This window comes from Duganella sp. 1411 (genome assembly GCF_017833525.1).
GTDB lineage: Bacteria > Pseudomonadota > Gammaproteobacteria > Burkholderiales > Burkholderiaceae_D > Rugamonas.
In genome coordinates, this window is record NZ_JAFICD010000001.1 from 1,133,587 (window position 1) to 1,158,836 (window position 25,250).

Annotated in this window: 18 protein-coding genes; 12 read left to right on the forward strand and 6 right to left on the reverse strand. The window is 69.9% G+C overall.

Going from position 1 to position 25,250, the window contains the following annotated elements; all coding sequences use genetic code 11:
- The first annotated feature begins 121 nt into the window (after positions 1–121).
- From JOD97_RS04460 to JOD97_RS04475, 4 genes are read left to right on the forward strand one after another with little or no spacing between them, the layout of a single operon-like run.
- The gene (locus tag JOD97_RS04460) at positions 122–1,549 is read left to right on the forward strand and encodes an efflux transporter outer membrane subunit (protein WP_209713678.1); all 1,428 of its coding nucleotides are present in this window, start codon (positions 122–124) and stop codon (positions 1,547–1,549) included.
- On the forward strand, positions 1,546–2,619 hold the full coding sequence (locus JOD97_RS04465; protein ID WP_209713680.1) for an HlyD family secretion protein: 1,074 nt from the start codon (positions 1,546–1,548) through the stop codon (positions 2,617–2,619). The genes JOD97_RS04460 and JOD97_RS04465 overlap by 4 nt, the downstream gene beginning before the upstream one ends.
- Positions 2,616–5,390 (forward strand): ribosome-associated ATPase/putative transporter RbbA, encoded by a 2,775-nt coding sequence (gene rbbA / locus JOD97_RS04470; RefSeq protein ID WP_209713682.1) that lies wholly within the window; start codon positions 2,616–2,618, stop codon positions 5,388–5,390. Before JOD97_RS04465 ends, rbbA begins: the two co-directional genes overlap by 4 nt.
- On the forward strand, positions 5,390–6,529 hold the full coding sequence (locus JOD97_RS04475) for an ABC transporter permease (RefSeq protein ID WP_209713684.1): 1,140 nt from the start codon (positions 5,390–5,392) through the stop codon (positions 6,527–6,529). The genes rbbA and JOD97_RS04475 overlap by 1 nt, the downstream gene beginning before the upstream one ends.
- A gap of 12 nt (positions 6,530–6,541) precedes the next feature.
- Here JOD97_RS04475 and JOD97_RS04480 read toward each other — a convergent pair whose 3' ends face one another.
- The 4 genes from JOD97_RS04480 to JOD97_RS04495 form a co-directional block, all read right to left on the reverse strand.
- On the reverse strand, positions 6,542–8,764 hold the full coding sequence (locus tag JOD97_RS04480) for a family 43 glycosylhydrolase (RefSeq protein WP_209713686.1): 2,223 nt from the start codon (positions 8,762–8,764) through the stop codon (positions 6,542–6,544).
- Between the two features lie 119 nt (positions 8,765–8,883).
- On the reverse strand, positions 8,884–9,273 hold the full coding sequence (locus tag JOD97_RS04485) for a bacteriohemerythrin (protein WP_209713688.1): 390 nt from the start codon (positions 9,271–9,273) through the stop codon (positions 8,884–8,886).
- 125 nt (positions 9,274–9,398) lie between these two features.
- Positions 9,399–13,652, reverse strand: coding sequence for a hybrid sensor histidine kinase/response regulator (locus tag JOD97_RS04490; protein WP_209713690.1), 4,254 nt, complete (start codon positions 13,650–13,652; stop codon positions 9,399–9,401).
- 128 nt (positions 13,653–13,780) lie between these two features.
- On the reverse strand, positions 13,781–15,271 hold the full coding sequence (locus JOD97_RS04495) for an efflux transporter outer membrane subunit (RefSeq protein WP_209713692.1): 1,491 nt from the start codon (positions 15,269–15,271) through the stop codon (positions 13,781–13,783).
- A gap of 93 nt (positions 15,272–15,364) precedes the next feature.
- On the opposite strand from JOD97_RS04495, the gene JOD97_RS04500 reads away from it, so the two are divergent.
- A complete protein-coding gene (locus JOD97_RS04500; RefSeq protein WP_209713694.1) occupies positions 15,365–15,982 on the forward strand; it encodes a TetR/AcrR family transcriptional regulator in 618 nt (205 codons plus the stop codon).
- Between the two features lie 60 nt (positions 15,983–16,042).
- Here the strand turns inward: JOD97_RS04500 and JOD97_RS04505 are convergent, their stop codons facing one another.
- Positions 16,043–16,627 carry a TadE family protein gene (locus JOD97_RS04505; RefSeq protein WP_209713697.1) on the reverse strand — a complete coding sequence of 195 codons (585 nt, stop codon included), beginning with the start codon at positions 16,625–16,627 and terminating at the stop codon, positions 16,043–16,045.
- A 164-nt stretch (positions 16,628–16,791) separates the two neighbouring features.
- Complete coding sequence (locus tag JOD97_RS04510) at positions 16,792–17,643, reverse strand: MipA/OmpV family protein (RefSeq protein WP_373999780.1); 852 nt, start codon at positions 17,641–17,643, stop codon at positions 16,792–16,794.
- Positions 17,644–17,791: 148 nt separating this feature from the next.
- Between JOD97_RS04510 and JOD97_RS04515 the strand changes: the two genes are divergently transcribed.
- From JOD97_RS04515 to JOD97_RS32545, 7 genes are all read left to right on the forward strand, one after another.
- Entirely contained in the window at positions 17,792–18,529 is a 738-nt protein-coding gene (locus JOD97_RS04515) for a 4'-phosphopantetheinyl transferase (protein ID WP_209713699.1), read from the forward strand.
- 114 nt (positions 18,530–18,643) lie between these two features.
- Positions 18,644–19,942: an MFS family transporter gene (locus JOD97_RS04520; protein ID WP_209713701.1), complete on the forward strand. Its 1,299-nt coding sequence runs from the start codon at positions 18,644–18,646 to the stop codon at positions 19,940–19,942.
- A gap of 96 nt (positions 19,943–20,038) precedes the next feature.
- Positions 20,039–20,305 carry a BrnT family toxin gene (locus JOD97_RS04525; protein WP_209713703.1) on the forward strand — a complete coding sequence of 89 codons (267 nt, stop codon included), beginning with the start codon at positions 20,039–20,041 and terminating at the stop codon, positions 20,303–20,305.
- Positions 20,292–20,588, forward strand: coding sequence for a BrnA antitoxin family protein (locus tag JOD97_RS04530; RefSeq protein WP_209713705.1), 297 nt, complete (start codon positions 20,292–20,294; stop codon positions 20,586–20,588). The genes JOD97_RS04525 and JOD97_RS04530 overlap by 14 nt, the downstream gene beginning before the upstream one ends.
- A gap of 66 nt (positions 20,589–20,654) precedes the next feature.
- Positions 20,655–21,527 (forward strand): RNA polymerase sigma-70 factor, encoded by an 873-nt coding sequence (locus tag JOD97_RS04535; RefSeq protein WP_209713707.1) that lies wholly within the window; start codon positions 20,655–20,657, stop codon positions 21,525–21,527.
- An 84-nt stretch (positions 21,528–21,611) separates the two neighbouring features.
- Positions 21,612–22,085, forward strand: coding sequence for a carboxymuconolactone decarboxylase family protein (locus tag JOD97_RS04540; protein WP_209713709.1), 474 nt, complete (start codon positions 21,612–21,614; stop codon positions 22,083–22,085).
- Positions 22,086–22,331: 246 nt separating this feature from the next.
- The gene (locus JOD97_RS32545) at positions 22,332–25,235 is read left to right on the forward strand and encodes a hypothetical protein (RefSeq protein WP_229264179.1); all 2,904 of its coding nucleotides are present in this window, start codon (positions 22,332–22,334) and stop codon (positions 25,233–25,235) included.
- Positions 25,236–25,250: the final 15 nt, after the last annotated feature.

Sequence of the window (25,250 nt, forward strand, 5' to 3'; positions counted from 1 at the left end):
GGCCTGAACATTACATTCGTGAAATTTGACATGGATCAAATACAAGGCGCTGGCCGCGCCCTTACACTGCCTTCGCCGGTATCGTAACGGCCCCTATTCGTCCACCACCAGGAGCCGCGCCATGTCCCCGTCCACGCCCCTCGCGCCCCTCGCGCTCGCGTGCGCGCTGCTGGCCGGCTGCGCGCCGCTGGCGCCGCCCCACGCGCGCCCGCCGCTGCCGGTCGCCGACCACTACCCGATGCCGGCCGCGCCGCCCAACGCCGCCGCGCCGCCCGCATGGCGCGCCTACTTCGCCGCGCCCGCGCTGCAGGCGCTGATCGCCCAGGCGCTGGACAACAACCGCGACCTGCGCATCGCCGCGCTGCGCGTCGAGCAGGCCCGCGCCGCCTACGGCATCGAGCGCGCCGCCGCCCTGCCCACGCTGGCGGCGCAGGCCGGCGCGCAGCGCCAGCGCGTGCCCGCCGACCTCAGTCCGACGCGCCGCGCCACCGTCGCCAGCCAGTACCAGGCCGGCGTCGGCGTCGGCGCCTGGGAGCTCGACTTCTGGGGCCGCCTGGCGAGCCTGCGCGAGGCCGCGCGCGAGGACTACCTGGCCAGCGAGGCCGCGCAACGCGCCGTCACGATGGCGCTCATCGCCCAGGTCGCCGAGGCCTATTTCGAGGTGCGCGAGATGGACCAGCGCATCGCCCTGGCCCAGCGCACGCTGGCCACGCGCCGCGAAAGCTACCGCATCTTCGACCGCCGCGCCGCCGTCGGCGCCACCTCGCGCCTGAACGTGACCCAGGTCGAAACCCTGCTGCTGCAGGCGCAGGCGCTGACCGCCCAGCTGCAGCAGGAGCGCGACGCCAAGCGCCACGCGCTGCAATTGCTGGTGGGCGCGCCGGCCGCGCCAACCACCATCGCCGACGCCGACCAGCCCGCCGACAGCCTGCCGGCGCTGGCCGCCGGCCTGCCGGCCGCGCTGCTGGAGCGGCGCGCCGACATCATCGCCGCCGAACACCAGCTCAAGGCCGCCGGCGCCAACATCGGCGCGGCGCGCGCCGCCTTCTTCCCGCAGGTGAGCCTGACCGGCTCGCTGGGCACGGCCAGCGCCGAACTCGACAAGCTGTTCGGCGCCGGCGCCGGGGCCTGGAGCTTCGCCCCGTCCATCACGCTGCCGCTGTTCGACGGCGGGCGCCGGCGCGCCAACCTGGACCTGGCCGAGGCGCGCCGCGACAGCGCCGTGGCCAGCTACGAAAAAACCATCCAGCAAGCCTTCCGCGAGGTCGCCGACGCCCTGTCGGCGCGCGCCTGGCTGGCCGACCAGATCGCCGTCGGCGAGCGCGCGGTGCGGGTGCAGCGCGAACGCGCGCGCCTGTCGCAGCTGCGCTACGACAACGGCGCGGCCCCCTTCCTCGACGTGCTCGACGCCCAGCGCGACCTGCTCGGCGCCGAACAGCAACTGGTGCAACTGCGCCGCGCGCTGCTGGGCGCCGGCGTGGCGCTGTACACCGCGCTCGGCGGCGATCCCGTGATCGCCACCGGCAACCCTACTCCCCCAAGCCCATGACCGCCACCCTGTCCCAGAAAATCGCCGCCGCAGCGGCCGCCACCGTCCTGCTCGCCGGCGCCGCCTACGCCTGGCGCCACTTCCACGCCGACGGCCCCGGGCCGCAATTTGCCAGCGGCAACGGCCGGGTCGAGGCCACCGAGATCGACGTCGCCGCCAAGCTGCCCGGCCGGCTGCAGGACATCGCCGTCAACGAGGGCGACTTCGTGGCCGCCGGCCAGGTGCTGGGCCACATGCAGGTGTCGTCGCTGCAGGCCCAGCACGACGAGGCCGAGGCCATGCGCCAGCAGGCGCTGGCCGGCGTGGCCAGCGCCGACGCCATGGTGGCGGTGCGCGAGAGCGACCGCCAGGCCGCGCTGGCGCTGGTGGCGCAGCGCGAGAGCGAACAGGACGCGGCGCAGCGGCGCCTGCGCCGCTCCGAGACGCTGGTGCTCGAGGGCGCCTCGTCCGAGCAGGAGCTCGACGACGACCGCAGCCGGGTGCGCGTGACCCGCGCCGCCATCACCGCCGCGCGCGCGCAGGCCGCCGCAGCCGGCAGCGCCATCGACGCCGCCCGCACCCAGGCCGCCGGCGCGCGCGCGGCGGCGGCGGCGGCGCGCGCCACCGTCGAGCGCATCGGCGTCGACCTGGCCGACAGCGCGCTGACGGCCCCGCGCGCCGGCCGCGTGCAGTACCGCATCGCCCAGCCGGGCGAGGTGCTGCCCGGCGGCGGCAAGGTGCTCAACCTGGTCGACCTGGGCGACGTCTACATGACCTTCTTCGTGCCCGAGCAGGCCGCCGGCAGGCTGGCGCTGGGCGCGCCGGTGCGGGTGGTGCTCGACGCCGCGCCGCAATACGTGATCCCGGCGCGCATCTCGTTCGTCGCCAGCGCCGCCCAGTTCACGCCCAAGACGGTGGAGACGGCCAGCGAACGCCAAAAGCTGATGTTCCGCGTCAAGGCGCAGATCGATCCGGCGCTGCTGCGCAAGCACCTGACCCTGGTCAAGACCGGCCTGCCCGGCGTGGCCTGGGTGCGCCTGGACGGCCAGACCCCGTGGCCGCCGGAGCTGGAAGTGAAGGTGCCCCGGTGAGCGAGGCCGGCGCGGAGGCGGCGGCCGGCGAACCCGCCGTGGCCGAGCTGCGCGGCGTCGAGCTACGTTACGGCAAGACGGTCGCGCTGGCCGGCGTCGACCTGGCGCTGCCGGCCGGGCGCATGGTCGGCCTGATCGGCCCGGACGGCGTCGGCAAATCGAGCCTGCTGTCGCTGCTGGCCGGCGCCCGCGCGCTGCAGCAGGGCGAAATCAGCGTGCTCGGTGGCGACATGCGCGCGCGCCGCTACCGCGACGCCGTCTGCCCGCGCATCGCCTACATGCCGCAGGGGCTGGGGCGCAACCTGTACCCGACCCTGTCGGTCGAGGAGAACCTGCAATTCTTCGGGCGCCTGTTCGGCCACGACGCGCCCGCGCGCCGGCGCCGCATCGACCAGCTCACCGCCGGCACCGGCCTGGCGCCGTTCCTGGCGCGCCCGGCCGGCAAGCTGTCGGGCGGCATGAAGCAAAAACTCGGCCTGTGCTGCGCGCTGATCCACGATCCCGACCTGCTGATCCTCGACGAGCCCACCACCGGCGTCGACCCGCTCTCGCGCGCGCAGTTCTGGGATTTGATCGACGCCATCCGCGCCCAGCGCCCCGGCATGAGCGTGGTGGTCGCCACCGCCTACATGGACGAGGCCGAGCGCTTCGACTGGCTGGTGGCGATGGACGCCGGCCAGGTGCTGGCCACCGGCACACCGGCCGCGCTGCGCGAACGCAGCGGCGCGCCCACCCTGGAGGCGGCCTTCATCGCGCTGCTGCCGGCGGCGCGCCGCGCCGGCCACCAGGCGGTGACGGTGCCGCCGTTCGAGGGCGCCGGCGGCGACATCGCCATCGAGGCGCGCGGCCTGACGATGCGCTTTGGCGATTTCGTCGCCGTCGACCACGTCGACTTCCGCATCGGCCGCGGCGAGATCTTCGGCTTCCTCGGCTCCAACGGCTGCGGCAAGTCGACCACGATGAAGATGCTCACCGGGCTGCTGCCGGCCAGCGAGGGCGAGGCCATGCTGTTCGGCGCCCGGGTCGACGCCGGCGACATGGCGACCCGGCGCCGGGTCGGCTACATGTCGCAGGCGTTCTCGCTGTACGGCGAGTTGAGCGTGGCGCAGAACCTGGTGCTGCACGCCCGCCTGTTCAGCGTGCCCGAGGCCGAGATCGGCGCGCGCGTGGCCGACATGGCGGCGCGCTTCGGCCTGACCGACGTGCTCGACACGCTGCCCGAGCAACTGCCGCTGGGCGTGCGCCAGCGCCTGTCGCTGGCGGTGGCCATGGTGCACCGGCCCGAGCTGCTGATCCTCGACGAGCCCACCTCCGGCGTCGACCCCGTCGCGCGCGACCTGTTCTGGCGCCTGATGATCGACCTGGCGCGGCGCGACCGCGTGACGATCTTCATCTCGACCCACTTCATGAACGAGGCCGAGCGCTGCGACCGCATCTCGCTGATGCACGCCGGGCGCGTGCTGGTCAGCGCCGCCCCGGCCGCGCTGGTGGCCGCGCGCGGCGCCGCCACGCTCGAGCAGGCCTTCATCGCCTACCTGCGCGAGGCCGGCGGCGCCGACGCGGCGGCGCCGGCCTCTCAGGCCCCGGCCGCCACGGACGCCGCCCCGGCCCCGGCCTCCACCGCCAGCCCGGCGGCGCCGCGCTGGCGCCGCGCCGCCGGCCGGGCGCTGAGCTACACGCTGCGCGAGACGCTCGAGCTGCGGCGCGACCCGGTGCGCGCCACGCTCGCGCTGCTGGGCACGGCGATCCTGATGTTCATCATCGGCTACGGCATCAACATGGACGTCGACAACCTGTCGTACGCGGTGCTGGACCGCGACCAGAGCGGCCTGAGCCAGAATTACGCGCTCAACCTGTCCGGCTCGCGCTACTTCGTCCAGCACGCGCCGCTGGCCGACCACGCCGAGCTCGACCGGCGCATGCGCAGCGGCGAGTTGGCGTTGGCCATCGAACTGCCGCCCGGCTTCGGGCGCGACCTCGAGCGCGGCGCGCCGGTGGCCGTCGGCGCCTGGGTCGACGGCGCCATGCCGATGCGCGCCGAGACCACCCGCGGCTACGTGCAGGCGATGCACCAGCTGTGGCTGGCCGACATGGCGCTGCACCGGCTCGGCGCCACCCTGGCCGGCGCCGGCACGCTTGAGACGCGCTACCGCTACAACCCGGACGTGCGCAGCCTGCCGGCGATGATCCCGGCGGTGATCCCGATGCTGCTGATGATGATACCGGCCATGCTCAGCGCGCTGTCGGTGGTGCGCGAAAAGGAGCTCGGCTCCATCCTCAACCTGTACGTGACGCCGGTCACGCGCATCGAGTTCCTGCTCGGCAAGCAGCTGCCCTACATCGGCCTGGGCATGCTCAACTTCGCGCTGCTGACGGCGCTGGCGGCGACCGTGTTCGGCGTGCCCGTCAAGGGCAGCCTGGCCACGCTCACCTTGGCCGCGCTGGTGTACGTGGTGTGCGCCACCGGCCTCGGGCTGCTGGTGTCGACCTTCACGCGCAGCCAGATCGCCGCGCTGTTCGTGACGATGATCGGCACCATCATCCCCTGCGTGCAGTTCGCCGGCCTGCTCAACCCCGTCTCCGGGCTGACCGGGGCCGGCGCGCTGATCGGGCGGATCTACCCGGCCACCCACTTCCTGACCATCAGCCGGGGCGTGTTCAACAAGGCGCTCGGCCTGGCCGACCTGGGCGGCTCGTTGTGGCCGCTGCTGGTGGCCGCGCCGCTGATCCTGGCCGCCTCGGTGGCGCTGCTGCGCAAGCAGGAGGGCTGATGCGCGCCGCCCTGCCCACTCGTCTGGCACACATCTACCGGCTCGGCGTCAAGGAGTTGTGGAGCCTGCTGCGCGACCCGGCCATGCTGGTGCTGATCGCCTACACCTTCTCGCTGTCGATCTACGTGGCGGCCACGGCCATGCCAGAGAGCCTGCACAGCGCCGCCATCGCCATCGTCGACCTGGACGGCTCGCCGCTGTCGGCGCGCATCGCCGCCGGCTTCTATCCGCCCCACTTCAAGACGCCGTCGCTGGTGGACGCGGCCCGTGGCGACGCCGGCCTCGACAACGGAGACTACACCTTCGTGCTGGCCATCCCGCCCGGCTACCAGCGCGACACGCTGGCCGGACGGGCGCCGGCGATCCAGCTCAACGTCGACGCCACGCGCATGAGCCAGGCCTTCACCGGCAACGGCTACATCCAGCAGATCGTCGCCGACGAGGTGGGCGACTTCGTGCGGCGCCGGCAGCCGGCCGCCGCGCCGCCGGTGGCGCTGGCGCTGCGCATGCGCTTCAACCCCAACCTCGAGCAGGCCTGGTTCGGTTCGCTGATGGAGATCATCAACAACGTCACCATGCTGTCGATCATCCTGACCGGCGCGGCGCTGATCCGCGAACGCGAGCACGGCACCATCGAGCACCTGCTGGTGATGCCGGTCACGCCCGGCGAGATCATGTTGGCCAAGATCTGGTCGATGGGCCTGGTGGTGGTGCTGGCCGCGCTGGCGGCGCTGGTGTTCATCGTGCAGGGCGCGCTGCAGGTGCCGGTGCGCGGCTCGGTCGCGCTGTTCGTGCTGGTGGCGGCGCTGCACCTGTTCGCCACGACGTCGATGGGGATCTTCCTCGCCACGCTGGCGCGCAGCATGCCGCAGTTCGGCATGCTGATGGTGCTGGTGCTGCTGCCGCTGCAGATGCTGTCGGGCGGCACCACGCCGCGCGAGAGCATGCCGGCGTTGGTGCAAGACCTGATGCTGACGGCGCCGACCACGCACTTCGTCGCCGCCGGCCAGGCTATCCTGTACCGCGGCGCCGGCATCGACGTGGTGTGGCCGCAGATGCTGGCCATCGCCGCCATCGGCGCGGCGCTGTTCGCCGGCGCGCTGCGGCGCTTCCGCCGCACCATCGCGCAGATGGCGTGAGGCCGGCGCCGCCTAGTTGCCGGCCTTGGCGTAGACCGACGCCTCGTAGATGCCGGCCGACCAGCTGGCGCCCTGGTTGTGCACCATGTCCCAGACTTGGCTGACGTCGATCCGCACGTAGCGGTAGGTGCCGCTCAGCGGATGGCTCTGGAAGCCGACCCGGCTGTTGGCCGAATTGTCGAACAGCTGGGTCCAGGACGCGCCGTCGTGGCTGCCGGACACCTTGTAGCGGTGCGCCGCGTCCGATCCGCCCACCGAGCGGAACGACAGGTCGATGCGCGCCAGGTCGACCTCCCGCTGCAGGTCGACCTGCCAGAAGAACGGCGCGCCGATCGGCTGGTAGAAGTGGGCGCCCTGGTCGATGACGCCGTCGTTGGCCTGGTCCGGCGTGCGCCTGGCGCTGGCGCTCGAGGCGACGTTGGCGGTGGCGGCCACCGGCCTGCCAAGCGACACCAGCTGGTCCAGCGCGCCGCTGGCCTTGCCGGTGGCGTCGTCGATCTTGAGCCACGGGGTCCAGGCGAAGCGCATGGCGCCGTCGGCCGCCAGCGTCAGCGGCAGCCACACGTAGGTCGAGCTGCCCAGCAGCGCCGGGTTCCAGCGGTCGCCCAGATAGACGTACTGCGGCGTGCCGGTCTTGCTGGTGTCGATGATCTGCGTCGGCTGGCTATGGAAGCCGGTGTTGTCGCCGATGGTGCGCTGCGCCTCCCAGCCGGATGGATTGGCGATGTCCTGCGTGCGGGTGTACAGCAGCTGGTTCGGGTACCAGCCGGACTGCTTCGACGTCAACATATAGATATAGCCGCCATGCCGCACCAGCGCCGGCGCCTCGCGCGCCTGGTTGATGAACATCGCGTATTGCGTCGACGGCACCACGTCGGTGAAGTCGTCGCTCAGCTGCCACACGCGCAGGTAGACATGGTCCTGCGCCGTGACCAGATACGCCTTGCCGGTGGCCGGATCGAGGAACACCGTGAAGTCGCGCGAGCCGAAGCCCATGTTCCCGCCTTTGACGGGCGGGTCCGGATCCTTGCCGTCGGCCGTGAAGTAGGTCGTGGTGCCGCTGCTGGTGGCGTAGATCTTGACCGCGGCGATGGCGTCGGCGTAGTTGCCGCCCGGGACGGAGATCACCGGCGGATAGATGGGCGCGGTGAATCCGGCGGCGGCCAGCGCATACGTCACGCTCGCCACCGGGCTTTGCGCGGCGGCGCGCACGGCGATCGCCTTGATGGTCTTGTTGGCGTCGAGCGGGATCGCGCTGCCGTCCACGTACAGCGTGGTGCCGGCCGCGCCGGGCACCGGCGTACTGCCGTCGACCGTGTAGTAGACGCTCGCGCCCTGGGTCGGGCTGGTGATGTAGGCCTTGTCGAGCTTGTTGGCGTTGACGGTGACCTGGGCGCCGGCGGCGGTGAACGGCGCGATAACGGGCGCCACCAAGGTGGCCGACGGCGCCGCGCCGATGTTGTAGCTGACCGTGTTGACGGCCGAACGCGTGTTGGTGGCGTAGCCTTCCGCGTCCGCCACCACCGCCACCGCCTTGAGCGTGGTGTCGTAGCCGAAGTTGAGCAGCTCGTTGGAGGCGGCGCCGCTGGCCACCACCGGCGGATAGGCGGGCTTCGGAATGAAAGTCGGGTAATTGCCGGACGAGTCGGGCGTGGCGCCATAATCCGGGGTCGGGATGCCGACGTGGTAGCCGACACCCTCGGTATTGCCCTCGCCGGGCCGGAAGTGGCCCTTGGCCGTGACCGTGTACGGCCCCTCGATGTTGTCGGCCGTGGCGACCACCACTTGCGAGGGCCCGTAGCCGTCGTAGGTTTCCCAATGTCCCCACAGGACGAACTTGCCGGTCGCCTGGTTGAACAGGATCTTGGGCCGCTCGATCTTGCAGTGCGCCAGCACGCGGTTGCCGTGGACGTCCAGCGTTTCCGGCGTCAGGATGGCACCGACCAGCTGCCAGTTCTTCAGGTCGGCCGACTTGTACATGGCCACGCCGCGGAAGGACGCGCGGTTGTGCGCCTTGTCCTCGCCCACCCAGTAATACATGCCGTCGTGCTTGACCGTGAAGCCGCCGTGCGCCTGGATGGCGACGCCGGCGCTGTCGAAATAGGTCTCGCCGTTGGGGATCGAGGTGTAGCCCTGCGCGGACGCGGGCGCGGATGCTGCCATGCCCAACGCGATGCCGAGCGCGGTGCCTAGCAAAAGCGCCAGCCGCGCCGTGTGAGGATAGATTTTTTTCATGTCCCACTTTCTTATCGATAGCCGCCGATTAGAAAACCAGGCAGCAATTCTGCCTTGGATTGGGTGGGACTTTCCCTCCCCGGCAACAATAATCACCGGGTTGAACAGATGGCCGGGGACTAGCGCGGCGCCGGCTTTTCCGCCAGTTGCAGCGCCAGCGCCAGCGCCGTGTCGGCGGTGGCCAGGTGCAGGTCGAACCACGGCAGGATCAGGCTGGCGGCATGGCGGGCGGCGGCGATGTCGCCCGGCGCCAGGCGGTGCAGCGCGCCCAGCACCCGCGCGTGCTGTTCGCGGTGCGAACAAATCGCCGGATAGTCGATCGCCTCCATCAACGACTCCTCCAGGCGGAAGTCGTCCTCGAGGGCCTCGGTCAGCCGCGCCATGGCGGCCTCGACCTCCTCGTCGGGACCGGCCAGCAAGTGGTTGATTTGTTCCGCCATGGCTTCGTGCGCCTCGTCGAACAGCGGAATGCCCAGCGCCATGTCGGCGCGCCAGCCTATTGTTTCCATATCGCCTCCATCGTGCGTCCGGGCCACGGCCGACGCTGCATTGATTATGGTTCACGCGGGCGGGGGAACGATATGATCCAGATCAAGTACTTGCGCGAAAGGCGGGAATCGAGGCCGTCAACCGCTCACAGCGCCAGTTCATGCTTGTGTATGACCCACTGCAACGCGGCATGCGCGCCGTCGAAGTCCAGCCGGTCCAGGCTGCGCTGTATCGCCTCGCCGTCCCACTCGCCGAAGTCGGTCTTGAACGCCGACGCGCAGTCGGCGAACAAGGCGACCGCCGCCGGGTCGCCGTCGCGCGTCAATTCGGCCAGCCGCCGCAAGTCGTCGAGCCAGCCGCCGGCCGCACGCGCGGGGCCGGCGGCCACGCTCGCCTGCGCCGGCAAACACGCCTCCAGCTCGGCGCACAGCGGCGCCAGCGCCGCGTCCAGCGCGTCGAGCGCGGCGGCGATGGCCGGCGCCTCCGCCCCCCCCGCCACTCCGCTCGCCGCCCGCTCCAGCTCCCTGGCCAGGCGCGCCACCCGCGCCGCGCCGATGCCCTCGGCCACCGCGCGCAGCGAGTGCGCATGGCGCACGGCGGCGCCATGGTCGCCCTCGGCGAGCGCTGCCCGTATCCTGGCCACGCGGTCGTGCTCGTCGCGCTGGAACAGCCGCAACACCTTGAGCAGCAGCGCCTGGTCGCCGTTGACGGCGCGCAGCGCGCTGGCCAGGTCCAGGCCCGGCACGCCGGCCGGCAGCGCGCCGCCCGCCAGGCCCGCGCCGTGTTCGCCCGGCAAGTCCTTCATCAGCGGCGCCAGATACTGTTGCAGCAAGCGGTGCAGTTCGGCCGGTATCAGCGGCTTGCTGATATGGTCGTTGAAGCCCTCCTCCGCGCAGCGCCGGCGTTCCTCCGGCATGGCGTTGGCCGTCATGGCGATGATGGGCAGGGCGTCGAAGCGGGCGTCCCGGCGCAGGCGCGCGGTGGCGGCGTGCCCGTCGAGCTCGGGCATGTGCAAGTCCATGAACACCAGCTGGTAACGGCCGCCGGCGGCAGCCAGCAGCCGCTCGACGGCGGCGCGGCCGTTGGGCGCGACATCGACCTCGATGCCGCAGGCGTTGAGCAGGCCGACGGCGATCTCCTGGTTGATGTCGTTGTCCTCGACCAGCAGCACGCGGGCGCCGCCGAAGCGGGGCGCGTGCGACCACTGGCCGGGCGCGCCGTGCGGCGGCGGCGCCAGCGCGCGCTCCAGCCACAGCGCGACGATGAAGCGGCTGCCGACGCCGGGCCGGCTCTCGACGCGGATGGTGCCGCCCATCAGGCGCACCAGGTTGTCGCAGATGCTGAGGCCGAGGCCGGTGCCGCCGAACTGGCGCGTGGCCGAGCCGTCGGCCTGGGTGAAGGCCTGGAACAAGCAGCCGATCTGCTCCTCCGACATGCCGATGCCGGTGTCGCGCACGCTGAACTCCAGCCGCACCCGCCCGGCCTGCTCGTCGAGCAGGCGCACCGCCAGCCCGACCTCGCCGCGCGCGGTGAACTTGAGCGCGTTGTTGAGCAGGTTGATCAGCACCTGCCCCAGGCGCAGCGCGTCGCCGCGCAGCGCGCGCGGGACGTCGGCGTCGACCTCGAACTTGCATTCGAGCGCCGCCTTGTCGCCGAAACCCACGCCGACGCCGCCGGCGCTGACGAAGGCGACGTGGGCCAGCGTGTCGTCGAGGTCGAAGTCGGCGTGGCCGATGTCGAGCTTGCCGGCCTCGATCTTGGAAAAATCCAGGATGTCGTTGATGATGCCCAGCAGCGAGTTGCCGGCCTTGTGGATTTTCTGCACGTAGTCGCGCTGCTTGGCCGGCAACTCGGCGCCCAGCATCAGGTGCGACAGGCCGATCACCGCGTTCATCGGCGTGCGGATCTCATGGCTCATATTGGCCAGGAACATCGACTTGGCCTGGGTCGCCTCCTCCGCCCTGGCGCGCGCCGATTGCGCCTCGCCGCGCTGCTGGTCGGCCAGCGTTTTTTGCCGCAGCACCTCGGCCGTGCGCTCGGCCACCTCGCGCTCGAGCGCCTTGCGCTGCGCCGCCAGTTGCCAGATCCGCAGCCGATAGGCGTAAAACAGCGCGCCGACGATCAGCAGCGCGGCGCCGGCGTAGGCCCAGCGGGTGCGCCACCACGGCGGGCTGATGCTCAGCGGCAGCTCCAGCATGGCCGAGCTGGTCTGCAGGTCGCCGTGGTCGGCCACCGCTTGCAGGCGGTACTCGCCCGGCGCCAGCGCCGCGTAGCGCAGCTCGCCGGTCTTGCTGGTGGTCCATTGCTCCTCCTGGCCCAGCAAGCGGTAGCGGTAGCTGATCGATTCGTGGTTCTGGTAGAACGGCGCGATCAGTTGCACGTCCAGCGCGGCGCCGCTCCACGGCGCGGCCGCCGCCGGTGCCAGCGCCGTGGCGCCATAGCGCGCCGACGCCAGGCGCAGCGGTATCGTGTGTGGCGCGAACAGCTCCCCGGGCCGCAGCAGGTGGGACAGGCCCTTGCTGGTGCCGATCCAGATCGAGCCGTCGACGTCCTCCATGATCGCGTTCTGGTTGCTATCGTTCCAGACCATGCCGCTTTGCTGGTTGAACAGGCGCCAGCGCCGGCCGTTCCAGGCCATCAGTCCGGCGTCGGTGGCCACCCACAGCCAGTGGCGCCGGTCCACCAGCAACGACTGCGGCATGCGCCCTTCCAGCACCCCGCCCTCGAACGGGCGCGGCTGCAAACGTCGCGCCGAACTGTCGGCCCGCCACAGATGGGTATCGCCACCGAGCCACAGCGTGTCGCCGTCGCAGGCCAGTATCCGGAAAACATCGTCGCCGCCCGTCGACAACGGCCGCGACCAGCCGCCGTCCGGGTCCAGCCGCAGCAATCCCTTGCTGCTGGCGAACCACAGGCGGCCGCCGGCGTCGCGGCAGGCGCTCTGGAAGCTGGCGGCGGCGTCGACCAGCGCGTCGATGGCGTCGACCCGGCGCGGCACCGGCTTGCCGTAGGGGTCGTCGATGACGTACAGGCCGCGCAGGGTGCAGATCCACAAGCGGCCGGCCTGGTCGAACAGCAACTGGTAGATATGGCCGACCGGCAGCCGCGCCACCACCCGGTCGCCGCCGCGCCGGTCGCGGCGCACCAGCCAGCCCTGGCCGCCGGCCCAGACGTCGCCATGTTTATCCTCGGCCAACGCGCCCCAGCGCGCGCCGCTGGCGACCCCGCCGGCCGCCACGGCGAAGCGGCCGTCGCCTTGCGTCGCCAGGCCGCCGCCGGTGGCCACGTGCAGCGCGCCGTCGCGCGTGCGCAGCAGCGACCAGATGTCGTCGTGCGGCAAGCCTTGCTCGGTGGTCCAGTTCTCCCAGCGGCGGTAGCCCTGCCATTGCACCAGGCCTTGTCCGGCCACGCCCAGCCACAGGTCGCCCTGGCTGTCCAGCAGCAGCGAATGCAGGTCGGTGCCCAGGCGCAGCCCGTGCGCCACGCCGTAGCGCTCCCAGCCCTTGGCGCCGAGGCGGAACAAGCCGTTGTCGGTGATGCTGAGCATCCGGCCTTCGCCGTCGAGCAACAGCGGCGTCGGCCAGCCGCTCTTGGGCATGGCGAAGTGTTCCGGGGTGCGTACGCTGAAGCGCCGCTCGTCCGCCGACAGCGTCATCAGCCGGTTCGAATCGCCCAGCCACAGCAGGCCGGCGGCGTCGCGCCGCAAACCGTACCAGCGCTGTTGCGGCAACCCCTGGCCGGCGCCGAACACCGTCAGCGCGCCGCCGCGATACCGGCACAGCCCGCTCCCGCAGCCCAGCCACAGCGTGCCGTCGGGGTCGCGCAGGACGCCGGAGCTGTCGTCCAGCGCGGGCGTCGCGGCCAGTTGCGCGGCGCTGAAGAACGGCGCCGCCTGCCAGCCGCCCTTGCCGTCGCGCCGCACCTGCCGCAACTTGCCGCCGCTGAGCACCAGCAAGCGGCCGGCGTCGACCGAGGCGAATTGCTGCCCGGTCGGTATGCTCAGCGTGGCGCCGTCCGTCTGCGGCACCGGCAACAGCCGCTGGCCGTCGAGCAGGAACAGCCCGCGCTGCGTGCCCACCCACAGCCGCCCCGCCGGATCCACATGCAGCGCGCTGACGAAGTTGCCGCCGAGCGTACGGTCGACGCGCTGGAAACGGCTGCCGTCGAAGCGGTACAGGCCGTTCTCGGTGCCCACCCACAGCTGGCCGGCGGCATCCTGGGCCAGCGACATGACCACCAGATTGCCCAGGCCGTCGAGCTGGCCATGGTGGCGCAGCGACAGCTGCTGGCCGCCGGCCGGGGCGCCCGCCAGCGCCATCAGGGCGGCCGCCAGCCACGCGGCGGCGGCGCGCCACGGCGCGCGGCCGGGCCTCGATCGATGGCGAGCTTGAAACATCATGTCCGGCTTACTTTCCGCATTTCGGCGGGCTATCGATGACGCCAGCTTGCCGCAACGACTGTTGTTTTCACTCACGCAATCTTAATTGCGATGGTCGATCTCCACAAGGGACGATCGGACGGTCACCGTCAAAAACCGGCGCCGGGCAACGCCGCCAGCGCGGGCGCCGCCGACGGCGCGCCGGCCCAGCCGCCGCCGAGCGCCTTGAACGCGGCCACCGCCGCGCGCGCCGACTCGGTTTGCGCGCGCGCCCGGGCGTCGGCGGCGCGCAACAGGTTCTCGTCGGCCTGCAGCACTTCGATCAGGCTGACCACCCCTTTCTGGTACGCCGCGAACGAGGCGCCGCGCGCGCGGCCGAGCGCGTCCACGCCCGCGCCCAGCACGCCGGCCTGGTCCTCGCTGTTGACCAGCGCCGAGAACGCGTTTTCCACCTCCTCGGCCGCGCGCAGCACCGCCAGCCGGTAGGCCGCCAGCGCCTCCGCTTGCCGCCCTTGCGCCAGCGCGATCTGGGCGTCGATGCGGCCGAAGTCGAACAGCCGCCAGCGCAGGCCCAGCACGGCGCTGGCCTGGCTGGCGCCGCCGGTGAACAGGTTGCCGGCCGACACCGATGTGGCGCTGCCGAGCATGCCGCTGAACGAGAACTTGGGGTAGTACTCGGCGATGGCCTCGCCGATGCGCGCGTTTGACGCCGCCAGCCGCCGTTCGGCCACGATCAGGTCGGGCCGGCGCCGCAGCAGGTCGCCGGGCGATCCGGCCGCGGCGATGCGCGGCGCGGCCGGAATCGCCGCGGCCGCGCCGGCGCCGGCGAGCTCGTCGCGGTGCGTCCCCGGCGGCGTGCCCAACATCACGTCCAGCGCGTTCATGGCCACGTCCAGCCCCGTCTCGAGCGCCGGCACCGACGCGCGCGCCAGCGCCAGCGCGCCCTCGACCTGGCGCACCTGCAGTTCGGCCGCCAGCCCCTTGCCGTACAGCAGGTTCAACGTCGCCAGCAAGTCCTGTTGCGTGCGCACCTGACGGCGCGCCACGTCGAGGCGGGTTTGCAGACCACGGATGCCGATATAGATGTCGGCCGTCTGCGCCGCCACCGCCAGCCGGGTCGCCACGGCGCCGGCCGCCGACGCCTGGTAGTCGGCCAGCGCCGCCTCGCGCCCCCGGCGCAGCCCGCCGAACAGGTCGAGCTCCCAGCCGACGCCCAGGTTGGCCTCGTAGGCGTTGCCATAGCGATCGAAGTCCGGCCTGGAATTCAGAATCTGCCCCAGCGGCGTCTCCACCGACTGGCGGGCGCGCGCGCCCCGGGCGTCGATGGTGCCCGACGGCAGCAGCGCGGCGTTGGCCGCGCCGAGGCCAGCCCGCGCCTGGACCACGCGCGCCGACGCCTGCGCCAGGTCGAGGTTTTGCGCCAGGGCCAGCGTGACGAAGCGGGTCAGCTGCGCGTCGCCAAATCCGCCCCACCACGCGGCCAGGTCGGCGTCGGCGGCGGCCGGCCTGCGCTCGACCGCCGTCAGTCCCAGGTAGCGGTCAGGCAACGGGGTGGCGGGCCGGCTGTAATCGGGTCCGACGGCACAACCGGCCGCCAGGCCGGCGGCGGCGAACATCATGAGAGAACGTTTGAGTAGCATGGCGGTTTTCCACGGATGAGTGTATATTTAGTGACTATATCACTAAATGGTCACTCGTTGTGAAATCCAAAGACAAAAGGTAAGCTGTCGGACATGACTACAACCACCACCCCGCCGGGTCCCGCCCGGGGCCCGGTCGACCACGAAGTGCGCGATCAAATCGTCGCGGCGGCCACCGATCATTTCCGTTTGTATGGCTACGAAAAGACCGCCGTGTCCGACCTGGCCAAGGCCATCGGCTTTTCCAAGGCCTACATTTACAAGTTCTTCGAGTCCAAGCAGGCCATCGGCGAACTGATCTGCGCCAATTGCCTGCGCGAGATCGAAGCGGACATCCGGGCCGCCATCGACGGCGCCGAGCGTCCGCCGGAGAAGCTGCGGCGCCTGTTCAAGACGGCCGTCGAGTCCAGCTTGCGGCTGTTTTTCGAGGACCGCAAGCTGTACGACATCGCCGCGTCGGCCGCCACCGGACGCTGGGCGTCGGTGCGCGCCTACGAGGAACGCATCCAGGCCATGCTCAGCGAGGTGCTGCGCCAGGGGCGCGAGGCGGAGGACTTCGAGCGCAAGACGCCGCTCGACGAGACGGCGGCGGCCATCTACCTGGTCATGCGCCCCTACCTCAATCCGCTGCTGCTGCAGCACGCCCTCGAATATACGGACGAGGCGCCGGCCCGCTTGTCGAGCCTGGTACTGCGCAGTTTGTCGCCGTGAGCGCCGGCCGCTGATGGCGGTGACCATTGACGATTCAAGACACTAGTTTCGCCATGCCCATCACGGGCACGGCGCCTGTCCGGGCGGCGCGCCCAGCGTCTCGGCCGGGGCGACCGCCGCCGCCTTCGGCAGATTGAGCGGAATCGCCATGAAGGAAAACAAGGGCTGGTAGACGACTTTCTGGCATTCGCCGGTCACCGCCGGATCGCAGATGCGCGCCCGCACCAGCCGGATGCAGCTGGCCGCGTAAGGGTCCTGCATGCAGGTGATGCGGTTGTTGGCCGGACACGAAGGCAGCAAGGCGGCCGGTATCTCGGTGGCCGTGCCGCCGGCGCTCGACAGCGACAGATAGTCGATGCGGACGTAATCGTCCGTCACCGGCGCGCCGATGGCCAGGGTGCCGGCCGAACTGCGGAAGATGGCCCGCCGGCGCACGGTGCTCATCGCCGCCGCGTTGCTGTAGTCGGCGCCGGCGGCCGCGGCGGCGGCCCGTTCCGTCACCACCTGCAGCGTATTGAACATATACAGAATGCGCGACAACTCGATCACGGCGCAGACCACCGCCAGAAACAGCATCAGCACGATCGCGAACTCCGCCGTCAAGGCGCCGGCGCAATCACGGGCTTTTTTTGGTCGCGTGGACATGGCTATCTTCCTGTATTGATACCCGGGCTCGTCATGCCGGCGGCGCTCGCGCCGCGCGGGTCCGAAATGATTGTAGCGGGGCAATTACAGGCAATAGTTGATAGGCGACAAGAAACCGGCGCGCACGCCGGTGTTGATGCGGCGCCGGCGCGGCCGGCCGGACGCTATTCCCAGGCCCGCGCCTGCGAGCGGTGCAAGGTCCACGTGAAGCCGGCGCCGACCGACAGGCCGCTATTGCGCAGGAACAGCGGACTGTCGTGGTTGGCCGCGTGGCTATAGTTGTCGTAGCGGGTGAAGCCGAACACGCGCCAGTCCGGCGAGATCCGGCGCGACAGGCTCAGGCCCAGCCGGGTCATCATCAGGCCGCCCGTGGCCTGGTAGGCCGGACGCGCGGCGGTCGCGTAGCGGGGCGCGACGTCATAGAAGTAGCCGTTCAGGCGGGCGTTGCCGAACACGGCGCCGAGGTTGGCGTCGGCCTGCCAGCGGCCGGAGGCGTCGGCGGCCTCCAACACCACGCGCGGCTCGAACACCAGGCCTTGCCGTTCAAAGCCGTTTCTCAGTTCGACCGGCACCCGCAGCGGCAGCTCCAGCCGCACGCGGCTGGCCGGCGTCGGCTCGGCCAGCAGCACCTTCAGGCGCGGGCCGAACTCCAGCAGCGAGTTCAGGTCGGGCATGCCGGCGCGGGCCGCCACGTCGCCCGACCGGGCCGGCAGCGACAACGCGAAACCGACGTCGAGCTCGACCCGCTCGCTGTAGAACAGGCGCGCGCCGATGCCGGAGCGGTCCGCGCGCAGCACCTTGCCGCGATAGATCAGCATCGGCAACACCAGCGCGCGGGTGGAACGGTCCTCGGACCCGGGATAGGCCGGCGTCGAGGCGGCGCCGCCGAACAGGCCGGCCTCCCACAATGGCAAATCGGGCGCCGGCGCCGGCTCCTGCCGCTCGGCGGCGGCCGGCGCCAAGCACGCCATCATCGCCAGCGTCAGCGCGCCCCTGGCCAACGCGCTCGGCGTCACGCTTGTACTCCCTGGTGGTATCGGTGCATGGGACCTTTCTTCGACAGATGCGATGGTTTATATGTCAACACGATACCATGCCGCCCCCCGCCACCGCCACGCCCGCTCATCCGGTAAGATGGCCGGTCTTCACAATGGGCTGATTTTAATGAGCGTCACATCACCAGAAAACGTCTCCATCATGCAGTGGCCCGTCGACCACGCGACCACCCTTGCCGTGGCGCGCATCGGTTTCACGCCGGCGCCGATCGACCTCGACGGTTTCCGCCGGGCCGGCATCGACTGTCCCGACAGCATCGCCGCCTCCGTCCCCAAACGGCGGGCGGAGTTCTTCCACGGCCGACTGTGCGCGCGCGCCGCGATCGGCCTGCTGGGGCGCGACGCGCCGCAAATCGGCATCGGCCCCATGCGCGAACCGTTGTGGCCGGCCGGCCTGGTCGGCAGCATCACCCACGCGGCCGACCTGGCGGCGGCGGTGGTGCTGCCGCTCGCCAGCGGCTATCGCGGCGTCGGGCTCGATATCGAAACGGTGCTCGGCGACGACGGCGCGCGCGAGGTGGGCGGCGTCGTCGCCAGCGCCGACGAGACGCGCTATCTGGCCGCGTTCGAGCAAGCGCTGGGCCGCAACGTCCCGCTGACCCTGCTGTTTTCGGCCAAGGAGAGTTTTTTCAAGGCGGTGCACGGCGCCGTGGGGCGCTATTTCAACTTCGACGCGCTGGAGCTCGAACGGCTCGACGTGGCGGCGCGCCGCATGCACTTCCGCCAGTGCGAGGACCTCGGGCCCGACTTGCCGCCCGGCTCGCGCCACGCGGTCCACTTCCAGTTGCTCGACGCCGCGCACGTCGCCACCGTCTGCCTGTGGCGGCGCGGCGGCGAAATCGCCTAAGGCCGTATCGCGCACACGGGTTGCGCCAGGATACTTTACAATCCGCAGCAACATTGCAGCCTCTCAACAGACGGCGCGCACGGGAAGAACTCAACCATTTAGCAAGGAACCAGCATGACCGCCACCGACCTGCCGCACTACACCCCCGAAGAAAAACGCCGGCGGGTGTTCGCCATCATCAGCGCGTCGTCCGGCAACCTGGTCGAATGGTTCGACTTCTACGTCTACTCGTTCGCATCGATCTATTTCGCCAGCCAGTTCTTCCCTAGCGGCAACCCGACCACCGAATTCCTGAAATCGGCCGCCGTGTTCGCGGTCGGCTTCCTGATGCGGCCGATCGGCGGCTGGATGTTCGGGCGCATCGCCGACCGGGTCGGCCGCAAGCGCTCGATGATCATCTCGGTGCTGATGATGTGCGCCGGCTCGCTGGCGATCGCGGTGTTGCCGACCTACGCCAGCATCGGCGTGGCTGCGCCCATCCTGCTGCTGATCATCCGCATGTTCCAGGGCCTGTCCGTGGGCGGCGAGTACGGCACCACGGCCACTTACATGAGCGAGGTCGCGCTGCGCGGCCAGCGCGGCTTCTTCTCGTCGTTCCAGTACGTCACGCTGATCGGCGGCCAGTTGCTGGCCGTGTTGACGGTGGTGGTGCTGGAGCAATTCTTGAGCGAGGCCGAACTGAAGGCCTGGGGCTGGCGCGTGCCGTTCGTGATCGGCGCCATCGCCGCGCTGGTGTCGCTGATGCTGCGCCGCACCTTGCACGAAACCATCAAGCCCGAGGACAGCAAGAACCAGGAGGCCGGCACGCTGGCGGGCATCTTCAAGAACCACCGCGCCGCCTTCATCACCGTGCTCGGCTACACGGCCGGCGGCTCGCTGATTTTCTACACCTTCACCACCTACATGCAAAAGTATCTGGTCAACACCTCCGGCATGCCGGCCAAGACGGCCAGCGTGGTCATGACCGGCGCCCTGTTCCTGTACATGTGCATGCAGCCGCTGTTCGGTATGCTGGCCGACCGCATCGGCCGCCGCAGCTCGATGATGCTGTTCGGCGCGCTGGGCGCGCTGGCGACCTATCCGATCCTCGCCATCCTGCGCGGCAACGCCAGCCCGTATATCGCCTTCGCCTTGATCACGGTGGCGCTGGCCATCGTCAGCCTGTACACGTCGATCGGCGGCCTGGTGAAAGCCGAGATGTTCCCGCCGGAAGTGCGGGCGCTGGGCGTCGGCTTTTCCTACGCCATCGCCAACGCCATCTTCGGCGGCTCGGCCGAATTCGTCGGCCTCACGTTCAAGAACCTGGGGCACGAGAATTGGTTCTATATATATGTCACCGTCATGATGGCGATCGCCTTCCTGTTCAGCTTGCGCCTGCCGAAGACGCCGTCGTATCTGCATACGGACCACTGAACCCGGGCGCGGAGAGCCACGCCGAGGACTCAATAGAATAAACGTAGATACAAAAATAGGTTGCCACCATTATTATTTGTATCTACAATTATTCACATGGACATCGCATTCGACTCCGACAAAGATGCCGCCAACATCGAAAAGCACGGCATTTCGCTCGCGGCGGCCGCTCTGATCGAATGGGAAGACGCTTTGACATGGAAGGATGAACGGCACGACTACGGCGAGGCGCGCATTTGCGCAATCGCCTACATCGCCGACCGCCTACACTACGTTGTGTATGTGGACCGTGACGACGTCCGCCGCATCATCAGCCTGCGCAAAGCCAACTTGAGAGAGGTAAGACGATATGCCGAAGCTTAAACCAGGTACCGTGTTCCCTACCAACGAGGAAGACGTCGCCATCACCAACGCGGCGATGCAAGATCCCGACGCGAAACCCTACACCGACGAGGAATGGGAGGCGACCATGCCGACACGCGGACGCGGCCGGCCGGCAGGCAGCGGCACGAAGGTCGCCATGAACATCCGCCTGGACCGCGATCTGGTCGATGCCTTCAAGGGGACCGGAGAGGGTTGGCAAACCCGCCTGAACGACGCACTGCGCGATTGGGCTAAAAACCATAAACTACTCGTGGCTAAATAGCAGGGTATGTCACAAAGCAGGCGCCCGGCGCGTCTAATCTGCAGACCCACTCCGTTCGCAGCCACCATGACCGACTCCGCCGCCTTCACCGCCCTCCGCCCCCGGCTGTTCGCCATCGCCTACCGCATGCTGGGCGTGCGCGCCGACGCCGAGGATGTGGTGCAGGACGCCTGGCTGCGCTGGCACGGCAGCGACCAGCAGGCGGTGCAATCGGCCGAGGCCTGGCTGGTCACCCTCACCACCCGGCTGGCCATCGACCGCCTGCGCGCGCGCCAGGCCGAGCGCGACACCTACGTCGGCTGGTGGCTGCCCGAGCCGATCGTCGAACTCGACGAGCGCACGCCGGAGAGCAGCGCCGAGCTGGCCAGCGAGGTGTCGATGGCCTTCCTGTGGGTGCTCGAGCGCCTGTCGCCCGAGGAGCGCGCCGCCTTCCTGATGCGGCAGGTGTTCGATCACGACTACGCCGACATCGCCGACATCCTCGGCAAGAGCGAGGCCGCCTGCCGGCAGATGGTGCACCGGGCGCAGGAGCGCGTGCGCCAGCAAACCCCGCGCTTCGACGTGCCGCGCGACGCCCACCGCGCGCTGCTGGCGCGCTTCATGGCCGCCGCCCAGGCCGGCGACCGCGCGGCCATGAAGACCATGATGACGGACGAGGTGCAACTGGTGTCCGACGGCGGCGGCAAGATCAAGTCCTTCCTGCGCATCCTGCGCGGCGCCGGCCGGGTGGCGGGCGTGTTCTGGTCGCTGGAACACCAGTATCCGCAGCGGGTGGCCTACCGCCAGGCCAGGATCAACGGCGAGCCGGGCTTGCTGCGCTACGTCGAAGGCAAGCTCGAATCGGCGCAATCGTTCGTGATCGAGGACGGCCGCATCGCCGCGGTGCTGGTGATGCGCAATCCGGACAAGCTGACCGGCGCGCCGCAATTTATTTTCTAACAGCTGTCACAGGCGGCGCGGGTGGCCCGTCTAACAGGGTATGCGGGGCGCAATGGTGCGCCCCACCCTCTGAAAGGCATCATCATGACGCAAACCGCCCGCCTCCCCTCCTTCTTCCAGCTCGCCCCCGCCAATCTGCAGGCGATGATCGCGCTGTCAGCCTCGGTCAAAAAAAGTTCGCTGGGCGCGCGTCTGGTGGAGCTGGTCAACTTGCGCGTGTCGCAGATCAACGGCTGCGGCGTGTGCGTCGACATGCACTGGCGCGACCTGATCAAACAGGGCGCCGACCCGCGCCACCTGAACGCCATCGCCGGCTGGCGCGAGGCGCCGTCCTCGTTCTTCAGCGACAGCGAACGCGCCGCGCTCAACTGGGCCGAAGCGGTCAACGCGCTGCCGCACCGGCAGCCCGGCGACGACGATTTCGCCCGGCTCAAAGAACACTTCAACGACACCGCGATCGCCGAACTGGGCTACGCGATCGCGGTGATACGCGGTTGGAACGTAATCAATGCCAGTTTGCACAACCAGATTCCCGAGGTGCCGGCGCCGGGATTCTAAGGCTTGCCCATTTGGCAAACACGTTCTTGACCACGACGTTTTTGCCAACCTTTAACGATATCATTTTGTTAGTTTTCAGGGCACGCATTTTCACAATTACAACAGTTATATTTTTTACACCGAAGAGGGATTCGGCGTTATCTCGCGCGCGTATGCTTATCATCTAAGCGGCTCCTGCTACTTGATAAAAATCAAACGTGCGCTTCATTCCCTCGCACGCATCGCCCGGCCGCGCCAGGAGATGTCATGCTTGATAAACAGACACCGCACTCGTTCGCCGAGGTGTTCGCCCACGAACAATCGCTGTTTGCCGGATTTCCGCCGCCCGCCGACGCGCCATCGAAACCGGCCGCCGAGGCATTGTCCGAACTCTACGGCAAGGCGGCGGACCGCCAGTTCGCCGGACTGGCCCTGTCCGGCGGCGGCATCCGCAGCGCCACCTTCAACCTCGGCGTGCTGCAGGCGCTGGCGGATCTGGGGCTGTTGAGCAAATTCCACTATCTGTCCACGGTATCCGGCGGCGGCTACATCGGCGGCTGGCTGAGCAAATGGATACACACCGCGCCGGGCGGCGTGGCCGAGGTGGAAAAGCACCTGCGCGGCGCCGGCGACGGCCCCGCCCCGCGCGCCGAGCCCAAGGAAGTGCAATTCCTGCGCAAGTACAGCAACTACCTCACGCCCCGCAGCGGCCTGTTCACCGCCGACACCTGGACCTTGATCTGCACCTACGTGCGCAACACCATGCTGAACATGACCATGCTGGTCGCCTGGATGGCGGTGCTGTTCCTGCTGCCGCGCGTGCTGCTGCTATGGGTGGACGAGTTGCGCAACCACCAGCGCTCCGTGGTCCTGCCGCTCAGCCTGGGCATTTTTCTCGCGTGCGTCGCCAGCATGGCGTTGAACATCTCGCTCAAGGGGCCGGCCACCAAGACCTTCGGCTGGCTGCAAAGCCAGAAATGGGTGCTGCGCAGCGTCTGCTATCCGTTGATGATCGCGGCCTTCCTCGGCAGCATCGCCTTTGTCCAGTACCAAAGCCAGATGATCGACTACCTGGACCATTTGACGTTGCGTTCATGGCCCGCCGCCTGGCTGCTGCTGCCGGGCGCCGTGTATTCGCTGTTCTGGGGCGCCGGCTGGATTTTGGCGCAATACCTGAACCGGCGCGCGGCGCTGGCACCGGGCGCCGCCGCGCGCTGGCGCCTGGCACCGGGCGCGTGGCGCCAAACCACGACGGAAGCGCTGGGCCATGCCTTGTGCGCGATCGGCGCGCTCGCGGTCGGGACGCTGCTGATGGTGTGGCTGTGCCGCAGCGTCGGCGCGGCCACGCTGGAGCGCCTGGCCAACGTGCACTTGGCAACGCTGGGCATGCCGGCGGTGCTGTGCGTGTTCGGCGTGACGATGACCCTGATGATCGGGCTGATCGGCCGCCTGTATGGCGACGCCAGCCGCGAATGGTGGGCCCGCCAGGGCGCCTGGACCGTGATCCTGGCGGCGGCCTGGCTGATGGTGTGCGCCGCCACGTTTTACCTGCCCGCGCTGCTGGCCTGGGCGTTCGAGCGCTACGCCACCTCGGCGTCGCTGGCCGCCGGCTTCACCTCGCTGATCACCTACCTCGGCCTGCGCTCGGGCAGCGGCAAGGGCACCGGGCAACCGGGTCGGGCGGGCCGCTCCGGCCGGCTCGAACTGCTCGCCCAACTGGCCCCCTACGCGTTCAGCCTGTTGTTTCTGGGCCTGCTCACCACCGGCCTGATCGCGCTGGTCGCCAACGGTCCGCCGCACGTCGCGTATCCGCCCGCCGCCGACGACGCCGCGTCCCTGGCGCTGTACTTCGAGCGCTACCTGGCGCTCAGCGACGCCCTGGCCTGGGGCCATCTGTGGCCGACGATGCTGACCTGCGCGGTCGCGGCGCTGTTGCTCGGCTGGCGGGTCGACATCAATAAATTTTCACTCTACATGATGTACCGCCTGCGCCTGGCACGCGCCTACTTCGGCGCCACCAACCACGCGCGCCTGCCGCATCCGTTCACCGGCTTCGACCCGGGCGACGACCTGCCGCTGCACGAGTTGCTGCATCCGCGCGCGGCCGCCGGCACCGCGCCGCCGCCCGGCCCGCCGCCCAAGCCCTACCACCTGTTCAACGCGGCGGTCAATCTGGTGCAAGGCACGGAACTGGCCTGGCAGACCCGCAAGGCCGCCAACTTTGTTTTCAGCCCGGCGTTTTCCGGCTTCGAACTGCCGGCGGCCAACGGCGGCGCGGGCGGCTTCCGTTCGACCGAGCGCTACGCCACGCGCGGCACCTTCGGGGACGAGCACGACAACGGCGTCAAACTGGGCACCGCCGTCGCCATCTCCGGCGCCGCCGCCAGCCCCAACATGGGCTACCACTCGTCGCCGCCGCTCAGCTTCCTGATGACGCTGTTCAACCTGCGCCTCGGGCGCTGGTCGCCGAATCCCGCCAACGCCGGGTGGCAGCGGGCCACGCCCGCGCTCGGGTTGTTTTGCATCGTTAAGGAGCTGTTCGGCCTGACCAACGCCGATTCCGACTTCGTCTACCTGTCGGACGGCGGCCACTTCGAAAACCTCGGCTTGTACGAGCTGGTGCGGCGCCGCTGCCAGCTGATCGTGGTGGTCGACGCCAGCTGCGACGAGGCCGACAATTTCGAGGACCTGGGCAACGCCATCCGCACATGCCTGACCGACTTCAACGTGCCGATCACGCTCGATGTCGCCACGCTGCCCGGCGCCGCCGGCGGCGCCCCGCGCGGCAGTTGCGTCACCGGCCGCATCCATTATCACCAGGCCGACGGCGGCAGCCAGCACGGCGTGCTGCTCTACCTGAAGCCGGCGCTGACCGGCGGCGAAAACGCCGACATCGTCAACTACAGCCGCTTGCATCCGGCTTTTCCGCACGAATCGACGGCCGACCAGTGGTTCGACGAAAGCCAGTTCGACAGCTATCGCAGCCTGGGCCGCCACATCGCCGCCCAAGCGTTGGGGCCGGCGGTGGCGGCGGCGGCCAAGGGCGGCGCGCGCGGCGACGAGCGCGGCTACATCGGCCGCCTCAGCGACGCCCTGGCCACGCCACGCCCGCCGCCGCGCCGCGTGTCGCGCCGGCGGGCGGCGGCGGAGCGCGGCGGCGCGCCGGCGTGAACCTCTTCGCCCCCT

What these genes read in the sequence shown, in the direction of transcription:
- JOD97_RS04460 (WP_209713678.1), top strand. Translation starts at nt 122, where the DNA reads ATGTCCCCGTCCACGCCCCTCGCGCCCCTCGCGCTCGCGTGCGCGCTG.
- JOD97_RS04465 (WP_209713680.1), top strand. Translation starts at nt 1,546, where the DNA reads ATGACCGCCACCCTGTCCCAGAAAATCGCCGCCGCAGCGGCCGCCACC.
- JOD97_RS04475 (WP_209713684.1), top strand. Translation starts at nt 5,390, where the DNA reads ATGCGCGCCGCCCTGCCCACTCGTCTGGCACACATCTACCGGCTCGGC.
- JOD97_RS04480 (WP_209713686.1), bottom strand. Translation starts at nt 8,764, where the DNA reads ATGAAAAAAATCTATCCTCACACGGCGCGGCTGGCGCTTTTGCTAGGC.
- JOD97_RS04485 (WP_209713688.1), bottom strand. Translation starts at nt 9,273, where the DNA reads ATGGAAACAATAGGCTGGCGCGCCGACATGGCGCTGGGCATTCCGCTG.
- JOD97_RS04490 (WP_209713690.1), bottom strand. Translation starts at nt 13,652, where the DNA reads ATGATGTTTCAAGCTCGCCATCGATCGAGGCCCGGCCGCGCGCCGTGG.
- JOD97_RS04495 (WP_209713692.1), bottom strand. Translation starts at nt 15,271, where the DNA reads ATGCTACTCAAACGTTCTCTCATGATGTTCGCCGCCGCCGGCCTGGCG.
- JOD97_RS04500 (WP_209713694.1), top strand. Translation starts at nt 15,365, where the DNA reads ATGACTACAACCACCACCCCGCCGGGTCCCGCCCGGGGCCCGGTCGAC.
- JOD97_RS04505 (WP_209713697.1), bottom strand. Translation starts at nt 16,627, where the DNA reads ATGTCCACGCGACCAAAAAAAGCCCGTGATTGCGCCGGCGCCTTGACG.
- JOD97_RS04515 (WP_209713699.1), top strand. Translation starts at nt 17,792, where the DNA reads ATGAGCGTCACATCACCAGAAAACGTCTCCATCATGCAGTGGCCCGTC.
- JOD97_RS04520 (WP_209713701.1), top strand. Translation starts at nt 18,644, where the DNA reads ATGACCGCCACCGACCTGCCGCACTACACCCCCGAAGAAAAACGCCGG.
- JOD97_RS04525 (WP_209713703.1), top strand. Translation starts at nt 20,039, where the DNA reads ATGGACATCGCATTCGACTCCGACAAAGATGCCGCCAACATCGAAAAG.
- JOD97_RS04530 (WP_209713705.1), top strand. Translation starts at nt 20,292, where the DNA reads ATGCCGAAGCTTAAACCAGGTACCGTGTTCCCTACCAACGAGGAAGAC.
- JOD97_RS04535 (WP_209713707.1), top strand. Translation starts at nt 20,655, where the DNA reads ATGACCGACTCCGCCGCCTTCACCGCCCTCCGCCCCCGGCTGTTCGCC.
- JOD97_RS04540 (WP_209713709.1), top strand. Translation starts at nt 21,612, where the DNA reads ATGACGCAAACCGCCCGCCTCCCCTCCTTCTTCCAGCTCGCCCCCGCC.
- JOD97_RS32545 (WP_229264179.1), top strand. Translation starts at nt 22,332, where the DNA reads ATGCTTGATAAACAGACACCGCACTCGTTCGCCGAGGTGTTCGCCCAC.